Source organism: Bdellovibrio sp. HCB290, assembly GCF_047305925.1.
GTDB lineage: Bacteria > Bdellovibrionota > Bdellovibrionia > Bdellovibrionales > Bdellovibrionaceae > Bdellovibrio.
This window is the reverse complement of sequence record NZ_CP178620.1, coordinates 1073142-1090895: the sequence shown is the minus strand read 5'-3', so window position 1 is coordinate 1090895 and position 17754 is coordinate 1073142. Positions and strand designations below refer to the sequence as shown.

Sequence of the window (17754 nt, the reverse complement as noted above, 5' to 3'; positions counted from 1 at the left end):
CTTAAACTTTTGTGACCAAAAGTAAGTGTTCTAATATTGGACCTAAAGAAAGCGCCGGAAAGAAAGTCAATGCGCCCACGATCAGAATCACCGCTCCTAAAAGCGCGCCGAATAAAACCGTATCAGTTTGAAAAGTTCCCACAGAAGGCGGCGATACTTTCTTAACACCCAGACTGCCCGCTATTGCCAAGGCCGGAATAATCACAGCAAAGCGGCCAATCAACATCGCGATACCTATCAAAACATTATAGAAAACTGAATTTACGGTCAGACTGCCAAAGGAGCTGCCGTTATTCCCCGCACCAGAAGTGAAAGCGTAAAGAATTTCACTAAGTCCATGAGGTCCTTGATGTCCCAATCCCGCAAGACCAGCGCTCGAGGTCACCGCCAAGGCCGTCCCAATTAAAATCGTTGCACAGGGAGCCAACACACCGATCATCACCCAGGTAATTTCCCGCGCTTCGATTTTCTTACCCAGATATTCAGGCGTGCGTCCCACCATCAGTCCCGCCAGGAAAACGGTGAGAATTACGAAAAGCAAGATGCCGTACATACCGGCACCGACTCCGCCAAAGATCACTTCACCCAGCATCATGTTGAGCATCGCAATCCCGCCTGAAAGCGGAGACATGCTGGAGAGCGTTCCATTCACAGATCCGTTGGAGGCTGAGGTTGTGAAGATGGACCACAAGACGGTATTCATCACACCAAAGCGAGTTTCTTTACCTTCCATCGTTCCAAAACTATATTCAGACCAAAGAGAAAGACCCAATACCAGAATCATCATCGCCATCATGGTTCCGAATAGAACCAGTCCTTGACGACGAGAGCCCACCATCAAGCCAAAGAGATAAGTGCAGCCCGCAGCTATAGCGAGAATACTGATAAGTTCTAAAAAGTTTGATAGCGGCGTCGGATTTTCCAACGGATGCGCTGAGTTTGTCCCGAAAAAGCCACCACCATTGGATCCCAGTTGTTTGATCGCGATTTGTGAAGCCGCGGGTCCTTGAGGGATGACTTGCTCCACACCCTCCACCGTTTTTACGTGGTCATAGGAACGAAAGTTCTGCACCACACCCTGTCCCATCAAGGCGACAGCCAACAAAACTGACAATGGCAAAAGCAAATGCACAGTTCCGCGCACCAGATCGACCCAGAAATTTCCCAGATTTTGACTTTGTTTGTTTGCGAGTCCCCGCGCAACGGCCAACAGCACCGCCAACCCTGTCGCCGCACTGACAAAGTTCTGAACTCCCAAACCCAACATCTGAGTCAGATAGCTCATGGTACTTTCACCCGAATAGGCCTGCCAGTTGGTATTCGTAACGAAACTTACGGCAGTATTGAAAGCCAGGTGCCAGGAAAGATTCCCAAATTTTTCTGGATTCAAAGGAAGGGACGCCTGCGCCATCTGCAGGACCATAAGGAATACAATTCCGATAAAATTAAAAATCAAAAGAGTCTTTGCATACTCTTTCCAGTTCATTGATTGATCTTCACGAATTCCCGAAATTTTATAGATTCCTGATTCCAGGGGCCGCAAAAAACGAATCAATCCGCGACGATCACCACTGAATATTCGAAACATATAACTGCCCAGAAGAGGCGTTAAAAGAGTCACGACTCCAAGGGCGCAAACAATCTGGATAAAATCCACAGTACTAAATGCCATAAAACAGATCCTTTATTTGGATCCATCCTACGCCTTGAGACCTCAAACCAAGATAAAAAGGGTCTCGGTGAGCATAAAGAAAAAGTAAAAATGGTCCGCCCCAACCCGGGACGACTTTATTCCTGAATCAGGCGATACAACATATACGAGTTCGCCGCGATGATGACGGCGCAAATCCCCCAACCAAATGATTTCATTGTCCAAGACATCACCCACGAGCCCATGATTTCTTTATTCCCCGCAAACGCCAACAGCGGCACCACAGCAAACGGAAGCTGCAGACTTAAGATAACCTGCGTTCCCACCAAAAGACTGCCCACCGCGTGCTCGCCAAAATAATGTACACCGATCCACGCAGGAATGATGGCCAAAATACGCGCGATCGCACGGCGCAACCAGATCGGCATTTTAAAATGCATGAAGCCTTCCAAAATAACCTGCCCAGCGATAGCTCCGGTGATCGTAGAGCTTTGGCCCGCAGCGAATAATGCCAAGGCAAATAAGAAACTTGCAGCACTCGCGCCCAACAATGGACTTAGCAATTTATGCGCATCCTGAATTTCCGTGATGTTCAGATAGTTATTCAGATGAAATGCGGAACCGGCAACAATCAGAATCGCCGAATTAATAAAGAAGGCAATGCTTAGACTTAAGATGACTTCCCAGGTGATCATGCGCATCGAATAGGAAAGTTCCGCATCGTTGCTTTTCATCACCCGACTTTGCACGACGGCTGTGTGCAGGTAAAGATTATGCGGCATTACGGTCGCCCCCATAATCCCGATCGCCACGTACCACGCGTGAGCATCTGGAAAAGAGCTTAAGCGCGGGATATAACCTTTCGCCACCTCCAGCCATGGCGGCGAACTCCAAAAAACTTGCGCCACAAAACACAACAGAATCATGATCACAAATCCCAGCACCAGCGCTTCCATTCGACGCAAGCCCTTGCCCTGGAATATAAAGACGAAGATCATGTTCAAGGCGGTCATTAAGACGCCGGTTTCAACTGACACTCCCAGAATTAAATGAAATGCCAACGCAGTTCCCAGAACTTCGGCAATATCTGTCGCTATGATGGCGATCTCTGCCAACACCCACAGCACATTTTTAACCCATGGACGGTATTGATCACGGCAGAGCTCGGCCAGATCCTTTCCAGTCACTGCGCCCACGCGCACACAAATTGATTGTAAAAACATCGCCGCAATACTGGATAGGAGAACCACACAAAGAAGATTGAAACCAAAGCGGGAGCCCGCCTCAAGATCCGTAGCCCAATTCCCGGGGTCCATATAACCCACGGCCACCAATACTCCGGGACCGATAAACTGCCAAAAACTGCGCTTTTGAATCTCAACGTTCATGACTCCATTGTTCATGGAGTCATCTAGGATGGGAAGGTAAATCTAGAGTCAGTCCTCTGACGGATACTTAATGAAAATCTCCCGCTGCAGATCGACCATCATACTTAACAGTCGACTCTCCAAACGCGTGTCAACATTCAGAAACTGCATTCCTGCAATCTGAATTCCCTCTTTCGTAGAAACATAGCGAACTTCCAAATCAAAATCGATGGGACGGCGTATGCCTAATCGCATGGCTCCCTGGACAACATCCCCTACTTTAAGGGCGGGAATTTCATGAGGAAAAGCAATTCGCAAACCACCGGCGCTGACATCCAAAATTTTTGAATCCAGAAAAAACTTCTGAGCCCCGTGTTTGGTCAGTCGAAAAATACCATCATACTTACGCGGTAGTTCAATGCGGGCGTTGGCCCGGCGTTGTAACTGAAACAAATCTCCATCAATTTTCAGATGTGCCCAGCCCGCAGAGAAACTTAAATCCGTGCGAAAAAAGTAGCGCTCGTCCTTAAAGGCAAAGTTCACCATCACAGATTGATTCTTTTCAAATGCCTGGGAGTTGGACGTGTGATGACAAAGTAAATCCGTGTCCTTTTCCGTCTGCACAGCGATCAGATTGAAAAAGGAATCATCATCACCCTTCACATTGATCTGCAACTTGTCGTGGGCAATTTCCCGAAACAAAAATTTCTTTTCAGAAACCGGAACTTTTTTGAAAACGTTTTGAGTCATTTGAGCCATAATTACACTCTACTTAAAGCTTCTTCCCAGCGAACTCGGCGCGCCTTGCGATCCTTTAAGGACATTTTGACCTTAAATTCCTTTTCAGTCGCCCATATTTTTTTAATTTCGTTTATATCGCGCCACAAACCACACCCGAGCCCCGCCATAAAGGCTGCTCCCAAGGCAGTGGTCTCCAGATTTTTCGGGCGAATGACATTTACACCTGTATAATCCGCCTGCATTTGCATCAGCAGATCATTGGCGGCAGCCCCACCGTCCACACGAACTGATTTAAGTTTTTTACCCAAGTCTTTTTCCATGGTGACCAGAATATCCACATTTTGCAAGGCCATGGCTTCCAAGGTTGCACGTGCGATGTGTGCCTTGGTCGTCCCGCGGGTTAAGCCGCAGATCACACCACGCGCATCAGGCTTCCAATGAGGAGCACCCAAGCCCGTCAGCGCCGGAACAAACTCGACACCTTCTGTGGTTTCAACTGTCTTTGCCAGTGTTTCAATTTCCGAGGACTGTTGAAATAGTCCTAAACCATCACGCAACCATTGAACGGCTGCTCCACAAACAAAGGCTCCGCCCTCCAGCGCATAGGTCATTTCGCTGTTTTTCAATTTCCAGGCTATTGTCGTCAACAGACGATTCTTGGACTTCACTGCTTTTTTGCCCGTGTTCAAAAGCAAGAAACTACCTGTTCCAAAGGTGCATTTGGAATCACCCAAATCATAACAAGCTTGACCGAATAAAGCGGATTGCTGGTCTCCCAGTATCCCACATATAGGAATTCCATCCGGCATAAAGCCCAAACCTTGAGTCACACCAAAATCAGCATTAGAAGGACAGATCTCGGGCAACATGCTTTCGGGCACGCCGAAAAGTTTAGTCAGCTCATCGTCCCACCAGCCCGTGTGAATATTCATCAGCATCGTGCGCGAGGCATTGCTCACATCTGTTTTGTGCGACTGACCTTCGGTTAAGCGCGAAAGTAAAAATGTATCCACGGTGCCAGCGATCAGCTCGCCTTTGCGGGCACGCTCTTTGGCGCCTTTTACATTTGATAAAATCCACTGAATTTTCGTCGCGGAAAAATAAGGATCCAGCACCAATCCGGTTTTTGCGGTGATGACTTTTTCTTTTTTGGCTTTTTTCAGTTTTTCACACTGAACTTGCGTGCGACGGCACTGCCAGACGATGGCGTTGTAAACAGGTTTACCGGTTTTCTTATCCCACACCATCACCGTTTCACGTTGATTGGTGATCCCAATGGCTTTGATTTCTGACGGTTTGATTTTGGCTTTCTCGATTGCCAAACGCATGGATCGTTGAGTTGTGTACCAAATGTCCTCAGGATCATGCTCCACCCAACCTGGTACGGGAAAGATTTGTTTAAATGTTTCCCGAGCTTCGGAGACAAGACCTCCGGCTTGATTGATAATGCAGACCCTTGAGCTGGTTGTCCCTTGATCAATCGCCATGATAAAAGTAGAAGACATATATTCACCTCTGGCTTGTCCGCCGAAGCTTGAGCGAAGGCGGAGATACATTAGTAATCATGAAGAATTTCTTGCAGAAACCCAACGAAAAAATCTTCGGATTGAAGAACCTCGACAAGGACACCTTGATCTTTCGGGTTTTGCCGCGTTTTTTATTGGAAATCCTACGCAAGTATTTTCGCATGGAAATCATCGGCGCTGAAAACATCCCCCGCCGAGGAGCCGTCGTTATCGCTCCCAACCATTCCGGGTTTTCAGGGTTTGATGCATTCTTGCTGGGTCACATCGTGCAGGAAGAGGGAAAACGCGTTCCCCGCGTTCTAACTCATCACTTTTGGTTTCTAACAGAGACGACTGCGATCCCCGCGCATAAGATGGGCTTCACCGAAGCCACTTATGAAAATGGCGTGAATTCCCTAAAAAAAGGGAATGCCATCGTGCTATTCCCCGAAGGCGAAGCCGGAAACTTCAAACCCACCTCCAAAAGATATCAGCTGCAGGAATTCAAACGCGGATTCGTGCGTATGGCTTTGGAAACTCAGTCGCCAATTGTGCCGGTGGTGATTTTGGGAGCTGAAGAAACCCATATCAATTTGAAGAAGCTTAAATTTACCAAATTCCTAAAGGGCTCGGTCATTCCCCTGCCACTGAACATCTTGCCTCTTCCAGCCAAGTGGCGCATTCGCTTCCTTGAACCGATTCACCTGCCGTACAAACCCAGCGCGGTTGAAGATGCAGAATTGGTGCATGAAATTGCCCAGGATATTCAGGAAAAAATGCAGTCTGCAATTGAAGAAGAAATCACTCGAAGAGGAAATCCATTCCTATGAGGTAACAGTTTCCTTTTCGTACTGCCACGCAGTACGAAAAGGAAACTGTTACCTACTTGTTGTTAGAGTCTGGAATATCAGAACCGACAGCGGTCAAAATGGAGTGCCACTTCGCGGTCAATGCGCCTGGGTCGTCAGCATTACGACTGACCAGCTGGCTGACTAAAAGAGCCGCCACGCCCGTTGCAATAACTAGGAGGAGCACATACTCCACCACAATCTGACCACGTTTATTCATGTTATTTATGATATCACAGTTCCTGAAGTGCGCCAGAACGAACCAGACTAGCCGGCTTCCAATTGTTCATAGTCATGCGCAAGGTATCGATTAAAAGATCCAGATTCTCATCTTCGAGCGGTCCACGTAATCCGATGACCACATCTTCGCCCCATTTTTCAACTTCCAGAGGATTCTCGGATTTTGCGTTTTCAAAGGAAAATTGGAAACTATCAGAGGTTGGGTAAACCATCACTAGAATGTTGGCACCCGAAGCTTTGGCTGCCTCTTTAGCTTTGGCCGTTTCTTCAACCAGCTGTTGCTGCACCATGAAGTAGATCTTCAAAGCGAGTGCTTCGTGAAATTGCGCAAAGTAAATGCGAACCGGACCGTCGAATATGGCGCTATTAAACGCAGGACTAAAATACTTCGACTGCATCAATGTCGTATATGATGATCTCACAAGCTGCTCCCCCCCCGGTCACAACACAAGACTAGAAAGAAAAGAGCATAGAGTTCAAACAAAAATTTATAATTTATGTAAGATTCTTAAATTTCGTGACGCAATGGATTATTAAAGACTGTCATAAATCTTCTTCCCTCGAGAGAAAACCATCTTTTGAGGTCGCTCACCAACACTATAGAACAAGCAATCCCAGCCTTGATCGATGCACAAAATATCAGCACTCTTGCCAACTTCCAAAGAGCCGATTTCTTTTTGCAGATTCAATGCGTGAGCCGCACCCACCGTGTAAGCCCCGATCACTTGTGGCAAAGTCATCTTCATTTCCAGGCGCGCCAACAACCCCACCAGATTCAGATCCTGTGTCGGCGAAGTACCGGGATTGAAATCCGTCGCCAGCGCCACGCGCGCCCCTTCTGCGATCAATTCCTTCGCTGGAGGATACTTGGTGCGAGTATAAAGATCCGCTGCCGGCAACATCACGCAGGTGACATCCGACTTCGCCAAGTTTTTGATTTCTTTTTCGGTTATTTGCAAAAGATGGTCACCTGACAAGGCCCCCAACTTCACTGCCAGGTCCGCTCCACCTGAAAGAGTCATTTGATCAGCGTGAATCAGAATTTCAAAACCCAGATCTTGGGCTTTACGCAGATATTTTTCGGAGGCTTCCAGTGGGAAAAATCCTTTTTCAATAAAGACATCCACACGGGTTGCGAGTTTTTTCTTTTTCACCTGAGGCAAAACCACGTCGCCCAGATGCTCCAGGTAACTTTCATAGGTTTTAAACTCTGGTGGAAGAGCGTGCGCCCCCAGGAACGTTGCCACCGTGCGGGCACCTTTAAGCTGTTGCACGCTTTGCAGAACTTTAAGTTCGTCTTTTAGATTTAATGCATATCCGGATTTGATTTCCACCGTCGTCACACCTTGCGAGGCAAAGTGATCCATGCGTTGTTGGCCTGTGCGCACCAGTTCTGCGACGGAAGATTGACGGGTGTTTTTCATCGTCGACAAAATCCCGCCACCTTTAGCGGCGATTTCCTGATAAGATACACCTTGATTACGCAGCTCAAACTCCGCCGCGCGATTGCCGGAGTAAATCAAGTGCGTGTGGCACTCGATAAAACCTGGCAGCACGGTCAAACCTTTGGTGCTGACTTCCTTGATTTTGGATTTCGCAAAAGATTTGGGAACTTTTCCAGAAGCCCCCACCCATTGGATGACGCCTTTATCGATAAGAATCGCTTGTTTCTGGGTAATGCCCAAATCAGCTTCAGTCACTCGGCGGCCTTCTTTTTTAGCGGCCCCCGCCATCGTCAACAAAGTGGAAATATCACGAATTAAAATCATGCCTTCAAGTAAACCACAATTTCCCCAGAGGTAACAGTTCCCTTTTTGTACTGCCACGCAGTACAAAAAGGGAACTGTTACCTGGCGGACTACCCGAGTTGTCTAATTATTCTTGCAGGGTTGCCGACTGCTAAAACATTTGCCGGCAGACTTTTAGTTACGACAGAACCCGCGCCAACCACACTGTTGTCGCCGATCGTGACACCAGGGCAGATAATCGCGTTTCCACCAATCCACACGTTGTTTCCAATTGTTATAGGATGAGCTGATTCAAGGCCGCTTTTTCGGGTTTTTGCCTCTAATGGATGAGTGGCCGTATAAAACTGCACTCCGGGCGCGATCTGACAGTCTTCGCCGATGGTGATCTTATTGCAGTCCAAAAAAACCGCATTGAAATTAATAAATGTGCGCGAACCGACGGAAATATTGAAGCCGTAATCAACTTGAATCGGAGGACGAACCACCACGCGCTCCCCGACGCTTCCAAAAATTCGACTCAACAGACTGCTTCGCAGTTCTGCATCCGCGGGGCTTGATTGATTATATTCCATGACTTCTTGCTGAGCTAACACCTGCGCCGCCTGGAGAGCCGTATCCGCCATGTATAGCTCGCCCGCCAGCATCTTTTCTTTTTCAGTTCTTTGTTCGACCATATAAACCTCGCCTCGAAGGTTTATATCTCATGCCTGACAATGCGATGCTATTTAAAAAGGCCACGCTGCAACAACGCAGATGAATCCTTACGCCGCGCTAAGAATTGCCTTTTTATCACGAACCTTTTGCTTAATCTCATTCTTAAGTGTCATGTATAGATTCTGTTCGAGGGACACCAATAAGGCATTTAATTTATATGACTGTATACCGACGGACTTCCGAATTGGATCACTGAAAATCGCAGCTCCAATGCTAACGATAGTTAACAAAAGTCCAACACCTATTGTTGCTGCAAACACTTGAGTTTGGGTCGGCGCCACCGGAAAAATATTATAGAAAACCGATCCCGCCTTCTTTCCAAAAACGAATTGATCTGCGGCGCTTTCATTAGCCATTTTTTTTGCAATCTTTCCGCCCATACCAGCTACGCCCAAACCACCGTCGTTAAAGTAGAACTTGCCCACCAACAAGGTGATCGCCGTGGCAATAAGGTCCGTCACCAGGACCTGAGCTGAAGTGAATTTGTCCACTTCTTCCCTGTAAATATCCAAGGTTTTACGCTTCATGATCTCAATATCAGTTTTCGAAAGACGTGCATCCAGTCCCAGGCGCTCTTGCAAACTGACAAACACCGTCCCGTGTGAGTTTCCTAAAAACTCATCCAGCAGTATTTTTTCAGTGGCTCGCTGATAACGGGTTTTAAATCCGGAAGGTAGCTTCTTAACAATGGAATTTCCATGGCTCCAGCCCACCTTATCCAAAGTCTCTGCAATCTTTTTGATCGTAAGGTAAGGCAAAGACCACAATGTATTTAGCGGATAGTAAACCAAATCCCAAAACACTGATTGCTTTTGAATATCAAAGGCCTCTGCCAGACTGAAATGGCGGTCTAAGAATGGCGCAATCTCTTGCTTTTTCTGATTAAAATGCTCTTCCAAAGTTTCATCGATTGTTCCCAGGATGAAGTTCTTTTCTGATGTATTCATGCTCTCCTCAAAAAAAAGAGCCAACCCTCAGATTGGCTCTTTACTGACGCTCTTAATTTTAAAGTGCAGGCAAACCATTTTCGTCTACGAAAGGCACTTCTTCATCACTGATAGGATCGTAATCCCAGCCGTCCCCTGAAGGGTCGTTTTCATCAGGAGTAGTGATAATCTCCTCTGGCGGATTCTCCGGACTTGGTGACGGAGTTACTGTCGGTTCTGGTGACGGAGTCACCGTTGGCTCTGGCGAAGGTTGTGGCTCGACAACTTCCGGTATTTCCTGTTTTGTCACCGAAAGGAGCTTCAATACCGGTTTCAACAAACATCCGCCATTGCCTTGAAGAACAACTGATTTATTCGCATCAAAGTCTACAGTCACATTATATTGATGACCCGCCTCGAATTGAACTTTGTTGGTCAGAATAATTTTGATCCCGGTTTTTTGGGCACTTGGAGTCTTCAGCTCACAAACTGAATCATCACTCTTAACAATATAGTGTCCAGATTCCTTAAGAACCAAACGGATCTGCTGAATCTGCAAGCCATCCGGAGCAACAATACTTTGCAGTGGCAGGCTGACACCATTTTGCAGTTGCAACAAGTCCACTGGCCCAAGCCCTTTCGCCAATTGCAATCTTCCCGTCTTGGAAACCCCAGCAACAAGCACTTCCAAATGATCAATATCGACCACCACTGACTTAATATCTTTATTGGGAGCATCCACCAAACTGAAATTAACTTTCGCGTGATTTACAGAGTTAGCGGATTGCACGGAAGCACCTGAAAGATCGCCCCCGCCATTCTGACTTGGGCTGCAGGCAACAACAAAAGTTATGCCCATTAAAAGCAGCAGATTATTTATCGACTTATTCATATACCCTCCTGGTGAGATCAGGTCACAAGCACATGGAACACTTTACGTGATGATAGGATATCTGGCCATTTTTGCTCGTCTTGAGGCGATCAAATCGAGAGGCTGAATAAAACTTAGTCAGATTCTGAAAGATTCAGACGTAAAACACCTCGAAAAAACGAGGTGTTTCTAGCTTAAATTTGATGATTGGTAAGGCCCCGCCTTCGCCGAGGCTACGGCGGGCGCGCCCGCCTGGAAGGGTAACAACTGAAACGTGTGGAGAGAGGAAGGAAGGACGAGAGCTCGGGAGGAATGAGAGCGGACTTGTCCGCCATAATCTCGGCGAAGGCTTGCCTTACCAACCTCAAACTTTAGCTATTCTCTATTGCACTTTAATTGAACGGCTTTTTGTGCCTTCGGCTTTTGGCAAAGTCACAGCAAGCACGCCGTCTTTATAAGACGCTTCGATTTTATCGCCCTCGACATGCACAGGTAGACTGAAAGTTCTTTGGAATTTTCCATAAGACCGCTCGGAGTACTTTTTATCTCCGGCCTCTTTCATTCTTTCGCCAGAAATGGTCAGAACGTTATCCGCCATTTCAATTTTGATGTCTTCTTTCTTAAAGCCCGGCAAATCGGTTGTTACGATATAGGCGTTTTCGTTTTCCTCAATGTCTACTGAGGGTGAAAAATCCGCCGTAACCCGAGCGGGAGTGAAACCTCGATCCACATCATTAAAGAACTCTTCAAACTGACTGAAGATATCGGTGGGTGGGCGACGGTTTGACCATGGTGATAATGAACGCATTGACATAAAATCCTCCTAAAATAAACGTTAAACTCTGCTGTGCAGAGGTTACTCCAGCCAATGACTGGGGTGCTTAGATATCGAGGAAGTTTCCGGATCACTTCTCATAATTAACTATGGAATCGATCTAAAAACTGTCAAGGCAAGGTCAAAAAAAAGGGGATTTTTAAAAATCCCCTTTTTGAAAATTATAATGTTTTTGATTACTTTGCTTTCCCTTGATTTGCGACAGCTTCCATCGCCGCCTTCACTTCATCAGGATCGCCCACGAACTCTTTGCCAATTACTTTAAGATCTTTATCGAGTTCATAAACCAAAGGAATACCTGTTGGCATATTCACGCCCATGATCTGATCCGGGGTCATGTTTTCCAAATGCTGCATCAAAGCACGCAAACTGTTGCCATGGGCCACGATTAGGACTTTTTGGCCGGATTTGATTTTAGGGGCAATAGTTTCGTTCCAAAGCGGCAGGAAGCGCGCCACCGTCTCTTTTAAGGATTCTGCGCTGGGCAAAAGTCCCGGAGGCACATTTTTATAGCGCGGATCGTGCGAAGGATGACGGGGATCATTGTTTTCCATAGCCGGTGGCATAACATCATAACTGCGACGCCAGATCTTAACTTGTTCTTCCCCATGACGGGCTGCAGTTTCTGCTTTGTTAAGTCCCTGAAGAGCGCCGTAGTGACGTTCGTTCAAGCGCCAATCTTTGTGGACAGGAAGCCACACTTGATCGATCTCGTCCAAAACGAAGTTGAGGGTTTTAATCGCGCGTTTTAGAACGCTTGTATAAGCAATATCGAATTGGAAGCCTTTTTCGTGGAGTGATTTGCCTCCTTTTGCAGCTTCGGCACGACCTTTTTCGGAAAGATCAACGTCTTGCCAACCTGTGAAGCGATTCTCTTGATTCCAAACACTTTCTCCGTGTCGAATTAGCACCAACTTGTACACGCTTAAACTCCTTCTATTTCAATAAAATCAGAGCTATCATGACCGTGCATCCTTGAATATGAAAACTCTCGATTTTTGCTATGCATTAACGCGTTACAAATGCGCGAGTTTTTGGAAAAAACAAGGGTCTGCGTAAAGTGAGGAATTCCGTGAACAACAATGGTATCAACAGTTCAAATCTTGAATACATTGAAGCCCTGTATGGTGACTTCAAAGCTAAGCCTGAAACTTTAGCTCCCGAGTGGAGAAGTTTCTTTGAAGGAGTAGAGTTTGCTCAATCTGGCAAATTCGGGATGTCCGACAAAGAGCTTTCAGTTTTTCAGTTGATTCAAGCATACCGCGCGCAAGGACACCTTGAAGCGGATTTGAATCCACTTTACAAACCTCAGGCGAACGAAGCCTTGAATCTTAAAACTTTCGGTTTAAGCGATAAAGATTTGAATGCGAAATTTCAAATCGGCGCCTTGGTAGGAAAACAAAACGCCACATTGGCCGAGTTGATCGCACACTTGCAAAAAGCTTATTGCGGTAAGCTTGCTTTGCAGGCTTCCGATGCAACTGCGGCCGAATACAAATGGTTGCTTCAAGAGTTCGAAGCTCCGTCATTTAAACTTTCCACTGAAGAAAAGAAAAATGTACTGGCTTCTTTGACGAAGGCCGAAACATTGGAAAAATTCGTGCACACTCGTTACGTGGGAACAAAGCGCTTCTCAGTTGAGGGTGCTGACTCTGTTCTTGCGATGATGGACACAGTGGTTGAACGCGGCTCTGCTGTGGGCGTGAAAGAGATCCACATGGGCATGGCCCATCGTGGTCGCGTGAACATGCTGGTGAATTTCTTTGGTAAAGGCGAAGAATACGTCTTTGGTGATTTCAATGGTCCGTTGGAACTTGAAAAACCAATCGAAGATTTCGATGGCGACGTAAAATATCACTTGGGTTATAAAACCGAAAAGAAAGCGGCTAACGGTTCTGCTGTTAAGGCCACATTGGCTTACAATCCATCACACTTGGAAACTGTCAATGCTGTGGCATTGGGTATCACTCGCGCTTCCCAGGACTTGAATGGTGGAGATCGCAAAAGCGCCGTCTGCGTGTTGATTCACGGGGATGCGGCGTTTGCAGGTCAGGGTATCATCCAGGAAACAATGCAAATGGCAGCCGTTCAGTCCCACACGACTGGCGGTACAATCCATATCATCATCGACAACCAAGTCGGTTTCACGACGGGCTCCAAAGACGCCCGCTCCACTCGTTATGCCTCTGATGCGGCGAAAATGACTTTCACACCGGTCCTTCACTGTAACGGGGACGATGTTGAGTCCTGCGTGCGTGCGATGGACATCGCGGTTCGCTACCGTCAGCAATTCGGCAAAGACGTGGTTGTGAATTTAATCTGTTACCGTAAGTATGGTCACAACGAGGGCGATGAACCTGCGTTCACTCAACCGTTGATGTATGACCTAATCAAAACTCACCAGACAGTTCGCGAAATCTATGCTGCGAAATTGGCTGGTGAAAACAGCGTGGATCAAAAAACGGCGGACGAGCTTTACCAAAAGGCGATGGATCGTCTGCAACAGATTTTTGAAGACACTAAAAAAGCTTCTCCGAAACTTAAAAACTTTAAGTTCGAAGGCAACTGGGCGGGGCTACGCAAAGGTGTTGAAGCCGATGCTGACAAACCAGTGAACACGGGCTTTGATTTGGCGAAACTAAAACAGATCGGTGAAAAAGCCGCTTCCTACCCTGCGGACTTTACTCCGCATCCGAAGTTGATCAAACTTTTGGAAAGCCGCAAAGACATGGCTTCTGGAAAAACTCCGGTCGACTGGGGTATGGGTGAGCTTCTGGCTTATGGCTCCCTTTTGTCTGAAGGTAAATCAGTTCGCTTGACTGGTGAAGACTGCGTACGTGGTACGTTCACTCACCGCCATGCGGGTATGTACGATGTAAAAACCAACAAAGCGTTCTTCCCTCTTGCTGATACCAACCCAAAAGCAAAACTTTTGGCGGCAGAATCCATTCTGTCCGAGTACGGCGTGATGGGTTACGAATACGGTTATACGGTTCAGGATCCAAACTCTTTGGTTATGTGGGAAGCTCAGTTCGGTGACTTCGTCAATGGCGCACAAATCGTGATTGACCAATACATCGCCGCTGCAGAATCAAAATGGCAGCAAATGTCCGGCTTGGTGTTATTGCTTCCGCATGGTTATGAAGGCCAGGGGCCAGAGCACAGCTCTGCCCGTCTTGAGCGCTTCTTGCAAAGCTGTGCTTTGTACAACATGCAAGTGTGCAACCTGACGACTCCGGCGCAAATCTTCCACGCGCTTCGCCGTCAAATGGTTCGCGACTTCAGAAAACCGCTTGTAATCATGACGCCTAAATCTTTGTTGAGACATCCGAAGGCTGTTTCCGCAATTGAAGATCTGGCGAACGGAACTTTCCAACCGGTACTTGCAGACAACACTGACAAATCCAAAGTGGATACTGTGGTGTTTGTTTCCGGTAAGTTCTATTACGAACTTCTGGATGAAAGAGAAAAATCCAAAAAGGATAATATCGCCTTGGTTCGCCTTGAGCAGATCTATCCATTCCCGGCTCGCCAAGTTTCTGAAATCCTTAAGGGCTACCCTAAGGCGAAGACACTTATCTGGGCTCAGGAAGAACCAAAAAATATGGGTGCCTTCCAGCACGTCTACTTCAAGTTCATTGAAGTGGTGCAAAAAGCTGGATTGCAACTGCGTTTTGAGTATGCGGGCCGTCCTGAAAAGGCTTCCCCAGCAGTGGGTTCAATCCACAGACACAAAACGGAACAAGCTGACATTATTAAAAGCATCTTTAGCTAAAGGATAAGCAACATGAAACAAGAGATTAAAGTTCCCGCAGTAGGCGAATCGATCACTGAAGCGACGATTGGCAGCTGGACGAAAAAATCAGGCGACTTCGTAAAACGCAACGAAGTTTTGATGCTTCTTGAAACAGATAAAGCCAGCGTTGAAGTTGTCGCTGAAAACGACGGTGTATTGACGATTCTTCCTGGCAGTGAAGCTGGCGCAACGGTTTTGATCGGCGCGACGGTGGCGACTCTTGATACTGACGCTAAGGCCTCCGCTGGAGCTCCGGCGGACAAGGGCGCTGGATCGGTTCCACCACCTCCACCTCCAGCGCAACCGGCAGCTCAGACTTCCTCATCACCTTCTCAGCCGGCGGCAACTCCTGCTCCTGCGGCTGGTGGTTCTAATCCAAATCTTTCTCCAGCAGTACAAAGAATCGTGACTGAAAACCAGATCGATCCTTCACAAGTTGCTGGAACTGGTAAAGACGGTCGTTTGACTAAAGGTGATGTTCTTGCCGCCGCTCCAGGCTCTGCGGCGAAAGCGGCCCCTGCTGCAACACCAGCAGCCGCGCCTGCGAAGGCAGCAGCTCCGACAGTTGTTCCTGTAGCAACAGGCCCTTCGAAACAAGGTGATAAGAAACTTGTTCCGATGACAACTATTCGTAAGCGTATTTCTGAAAAACTAAAAGAAGCACAAAATACTGCGGCTCTTTTGACGACTTTCAACGAAATCGACATGACGAAAGTGATGGAGCTTCGTGCGAAGTATAAAGACAAGTTCAAAGAAAAGTACGGTATCAATCTTGGTTTCAACGGCTTCTTTGTTAAAGCCTCTGTTGAAGCATTGAAAGCTTTCCCAGCGGTAAACGCATGGATCGCAGGCACCGACATCGAATACCACAACTACTACAACATCGGTATCGCAGTATCGACTGAAAAAGGCTTGATGGTCCCGAACGTTAAAGACGCTGACACATTGTCTTTGGCTGGCATTGAAATCGCGATTCGTGATTTGGCGGCGAAAGGTCGTGACGGCAAAATTTCGCCAAACGATTTGGGTGGAGGCACTTTCTCTATCACAAACGGTGGCGTGTTCGGCTCGCTTCTTTCAACTCCGATCGTAAACTTCCCACAATCAGCAATCATGGGTCTTCATAAAATCCAAGACCGCCCAATGGCGATCGACGGTAAAGTTGAAATCCGCCCTATGATGTACGTAGCTTTGACTTACGACCACAGAATCATCGACGGCAAAGAAGCCGTCAGCTTCCTGGTTAAAATCAAAGAACTCGTAGAAGATCCAGAAAGACTTCTACTAGAAGTTTAAAAGCAGTAAACCCCGCGCACCCCGCGGGGTTTTGTTTTTTCAGCTGATGACCATCGTAGTAAATTTTAGATAGTTGTTATTCAAAAAATAGAAACGTGAATGAATGTTAACTGCACGGATCACGACGTTTAAAAAATATTTTTGAAATATTCCTTATATGCAGTGATTACTTAGCACTGAATCTTTTTAATTTTATCCAAACTCTAAACAACTTTATTCGATTTTCACTTTGATACCGCTCCTTTTCAAATTTACGCACTCGCCACGATGACCTGTAAAAACTTTGAACAAAACGAGCCAGACTTAAGTCATGAAGGCCCACGCCGATAGTTCCACCTGCTTGGAGGAACTATGGGAACATTGGGCACAAAGGTAATTTTGATGGGTTTAACTTTCGGTAGCATGGTCGCATGCAGCCCGAAAACACAGTATGACAATTTCATCGCGGATCAGGGTTACATCCCATTCCAACAACCTCTGGCTGATGTCGGTGTGGGCTCCCTGCTGTCTGGATCACCCGAGCAGTTGCGCCTGGTTTCTCCTTCAAAAACGTGCTTCCCACAAACCTTTGAAGGTATGCCGACAAATCTATATCAGACAACCGCGGCAGAGCTTCCAGAGATTTCCAAAAAGATGTCAATCAGCGCCGGGATGGACGCTAATATTATAGCGGGGAACGGAACTCCCCTATTTAAAATCAAAACCGGATATTCACGACTAAAAACTTTGGATGTGCATATCGATGGTGCGACGGTTGAGTACTTGGATGAACTTGCTTTTTACGACTGGGTTTATTCTTCGTATTTCCCAGAAGCTTGTATGAACTATCTGACCAAAAATGGCAGCTTCATTCGTCAGGCTCTTAGAGTCGACAAGATGAGTTTTCAATTTAAAGACTCAAAAGGTGGGTTGATCGCACTAAGCACCGACGCCATCAAAGAGATCGTGGACTTTGAAGTAAATGTGAAGTGGGAAATCAGTGACAGCTATACTTTGACAATCAAGACACCAAAATACGTCGGCTATCATCTGGCTAAAGTGGATCCGAAAAATCCAGGCGCGGTGGCATATATCGCAAGTGATCTGACTAAGAAAGGTCAGTTCGACTTCGTGTCCGTACAAACCTACACCGCTCCTCGCGGCTTGGTTTCTTCCTACTAGCCGAACTGCTGAAAAGCTCCCGGAAAAGCGTCACACGTTTTTCCGGGACGCAGTG

Annotated in this window: 16 protein-coding genes; 4 read left to right on the top strand and 12 right to left on the bottom strand. The window is 46.9% G+C overall.

The genetic code is table 11. The annotated features are described in order from the left end of the window. Position 1: 1 nt before the first annotated feature. The 4 genes from kdpA to glpK all read right to left on the bottom strand — a co-directional run bounded on the left by kdpA (position 2) and on the right by glpK (position 5264). Positions 2 to 1672, bottom strand: coding sequence for a potassium-transporting ATPase subunit KdpA (gene kdpA, locus ACLVWU_RS05345; RefSeq protein WP_413577903.1), 1671 nt, complete (start codon positions 1670 to 1672; stop codon positions 2 to 4). Between the two features lie 116 nt (positions 1673 to 1788). Further along, the gene (locus ACLVWU_RS05340; RefSeq protein ID WP_413577902.1) at positions 1789 to 3054 is read right to left on the bottom strand and encodes an Nramp family divalent metal transporter; all 1266 of its coding nucleotides are present in this window, start codon (positions 3052 to 3054) and stop codon (positions 1789 to 1791) included. A 33-nt stretch (positions 3055 to 3087) separates the two neighbouring features. Beyond that, the gene (locus tag ACLVWU_RS05335) at positions 3088 to 3777 is read right to left on the bottom strand and encodes a flagellar brake protein (protein WP_413577900.1); all 690 of its coding nucleotides are present in this window, start codon (positions 3775 to 3777) and stop codon (positions 3088 to 3090) included. Between the two features lie 2 nt (positions 3778 to 3779). Then, positions 3780 to 5264: a glycerol kinase GlpK gene (glpK, locus tag ACLVWU_RS05330; protein WP_413577898.1), complete on the bottom strand. Its 1485-nt coding sequence runs from the start codon at positions 5262 to 5264 to the stop codon at positions 3780 to 3782. 59 nt (positions 5265 to 5323) lie between these two features. Here glpK and ACLVWU_RS05325 point away from each other — a divergent pair, with 59 nt between their 5' ends. After that, entirely contained in the window at positions 5324 to 6094 is a 771-nt protein-coding gene (locus ACLVWU_RS05325; protein WP_413577897.1) for a lysophospholipid acyltransferase family protein, read from the top strand. Positions 6095 to 6146: 52 nt separating this feature from the next. Here the strand turns inward: ACLVWU_RS05325 and ACLVWU_RS05320 are convergent, their stop codons facing one another. From ACLVWU_RS05320 to gpmA, 8 genes are all read right to left on the bottom strand, one after another. Then, positions 6147 to 6332, bottom strand: a complete 186-nt coding sequence (locus ACLVWU_RS05320; RefSeq protein WP_413577895.1) for a hypothetical protein — start codon at positions 6330 to 6332, stop codon at positions 6147 to 6149. Between the two features lie 13 nt (positions 6333 to 6345). Then, the gene (locus ACLVWU_RS05315; RefSeq protein WP_413577894.1) at positions 6346 to 6774 is read right to left on the bottom strand and encodes a hypothetical protein; all 429 of its coding nucleotides are present in this window, start codon (positions 6772 to 6774) and stop codon (positions 6346 to 6348) included. 111 nt (positions 6775 to 6885) lie between these two features. Continuing rightward, on the bottom strand, positions 6886 to 8121 hold the full coding sequence (gene hutI, locus ACLVWU_RS05310; protein ID WP_413577893.1) for an imidazolonepropionase: 1236 nt from the start codon (positions 8119 to 8121) through the stop codon (positions 6886 to 6888). Positions 8122 to 8210: 89 nt separating this feature from the next. Next, complete coding sequence (locus ACLVWU_RS05305) at positions 8211 to 8774, bottom strand: sugar O-acetyltransferase (RefSeq protein WP_413577891.1); 564 nt, start codon at positions 8772 to 8774, stop codon at positions 8211 to 8213. 87 nt (positions 8775 to 8861) lie between these two features. Next, complete coding sequence (locus ACLVWU_RS05300; RefSeq protein WP_413577889.1) at positions 8862 to 9761, bottom strand: DUF6635 family protein; 900 nt, start codon at positions 9759 to 9761, stop codon at positions 8862 to 8864. A 58-nt stretch (positions 9762 to 9819) separates the two neighbouring features. Then, positions 9820 to 10632 (bottom strand): DUF4382 domain-containing protein, encoded by an 813-nt coding sequence (locus tag ACLVWU_RS05295; protein WP_413577888.1) that lies wholly within the window; start codon positions 10630 to 10632, stop codon positions 9820 to 9822. Positions 10633 to 10993: 361 nt separating this feature from the next. Further along, entirely contained in the window at positions 10994 to 11425 is a 432-nt protein-coding gene (locus tag ACLVWU_RS05290) for an Hsp20/alpha crystallin family protein (RefSeq protein ID WP_413577887.1), read from the bottom strand. 197 nt (positions 11426 to 11622) lie between these two features. After that, positions 11623 to 12369 (bottom strand): 2,3-diphosphoglycerate-dependent phosphoglycerate mutase, encoded by a 747-nt coding sequence (gene gpmA / locus ACLVWU_RS05285; RefSeq protein ID WP_413577886.1) that lies wholly within the window; start codon positions 12367 to 12369, stop codon positions 11623 to 11625. Positions 12370 to 12518: 149 nt separating this feature from the next. Between gpmA and ACLVWU_RS05280 the strand changes: the two genes are divergently transcribed. The 3 genes from ACLVWU_RS05280 to ACLVWU_RS05270 all read left to right on the top strand — a co-directional run bounded on the left by ACLVWU_RS05280 (position 12519) and on the right by ACLVWU_RS05270 (position 17699). Continuing rightward, complete coding sequence (locus ACLVWU_RS05280; protein WP_413577885.1) at positions 12519 to 15221, top strand: 2-oxoglutarate dehydrogenase E1 component; 2703 nt, start codon at positions 12519 to 12521, stop codon at positions 15219 to 15221. Between the two features lie 12 nt (positions 15222 to 15233). Then, positions 15234 to 16538, top strand: coding sequence for a 2-oxoglutarate dehydrogenase complex dihydrolipoyllysine-residue succinyltransferase (odhB, locus tag ACLVWU_RS05275; protein WP_413577883.1), 1305 nt, complete (start codon positions 15234 to 15236; stop codon positions 16536 to 16538). Positions 16539 to 16889: 351 nt separating this feature from the next. Next, positions 16890 to 17699 carry a hypothetical protein gene (locus tag ACLVWU_RS05270; RefSeq protein WP_413577881.1) on the top strand — a complete coding sequence of 270 codons (810 nt, stop codon included), beginning with the start codon at positions 16890 to 16892 and terminating at the stop codon, positions 17697 to 17699. The last annotated feature ends 55 nt before the right edge of the window (positions 17700 to 17754 follow it).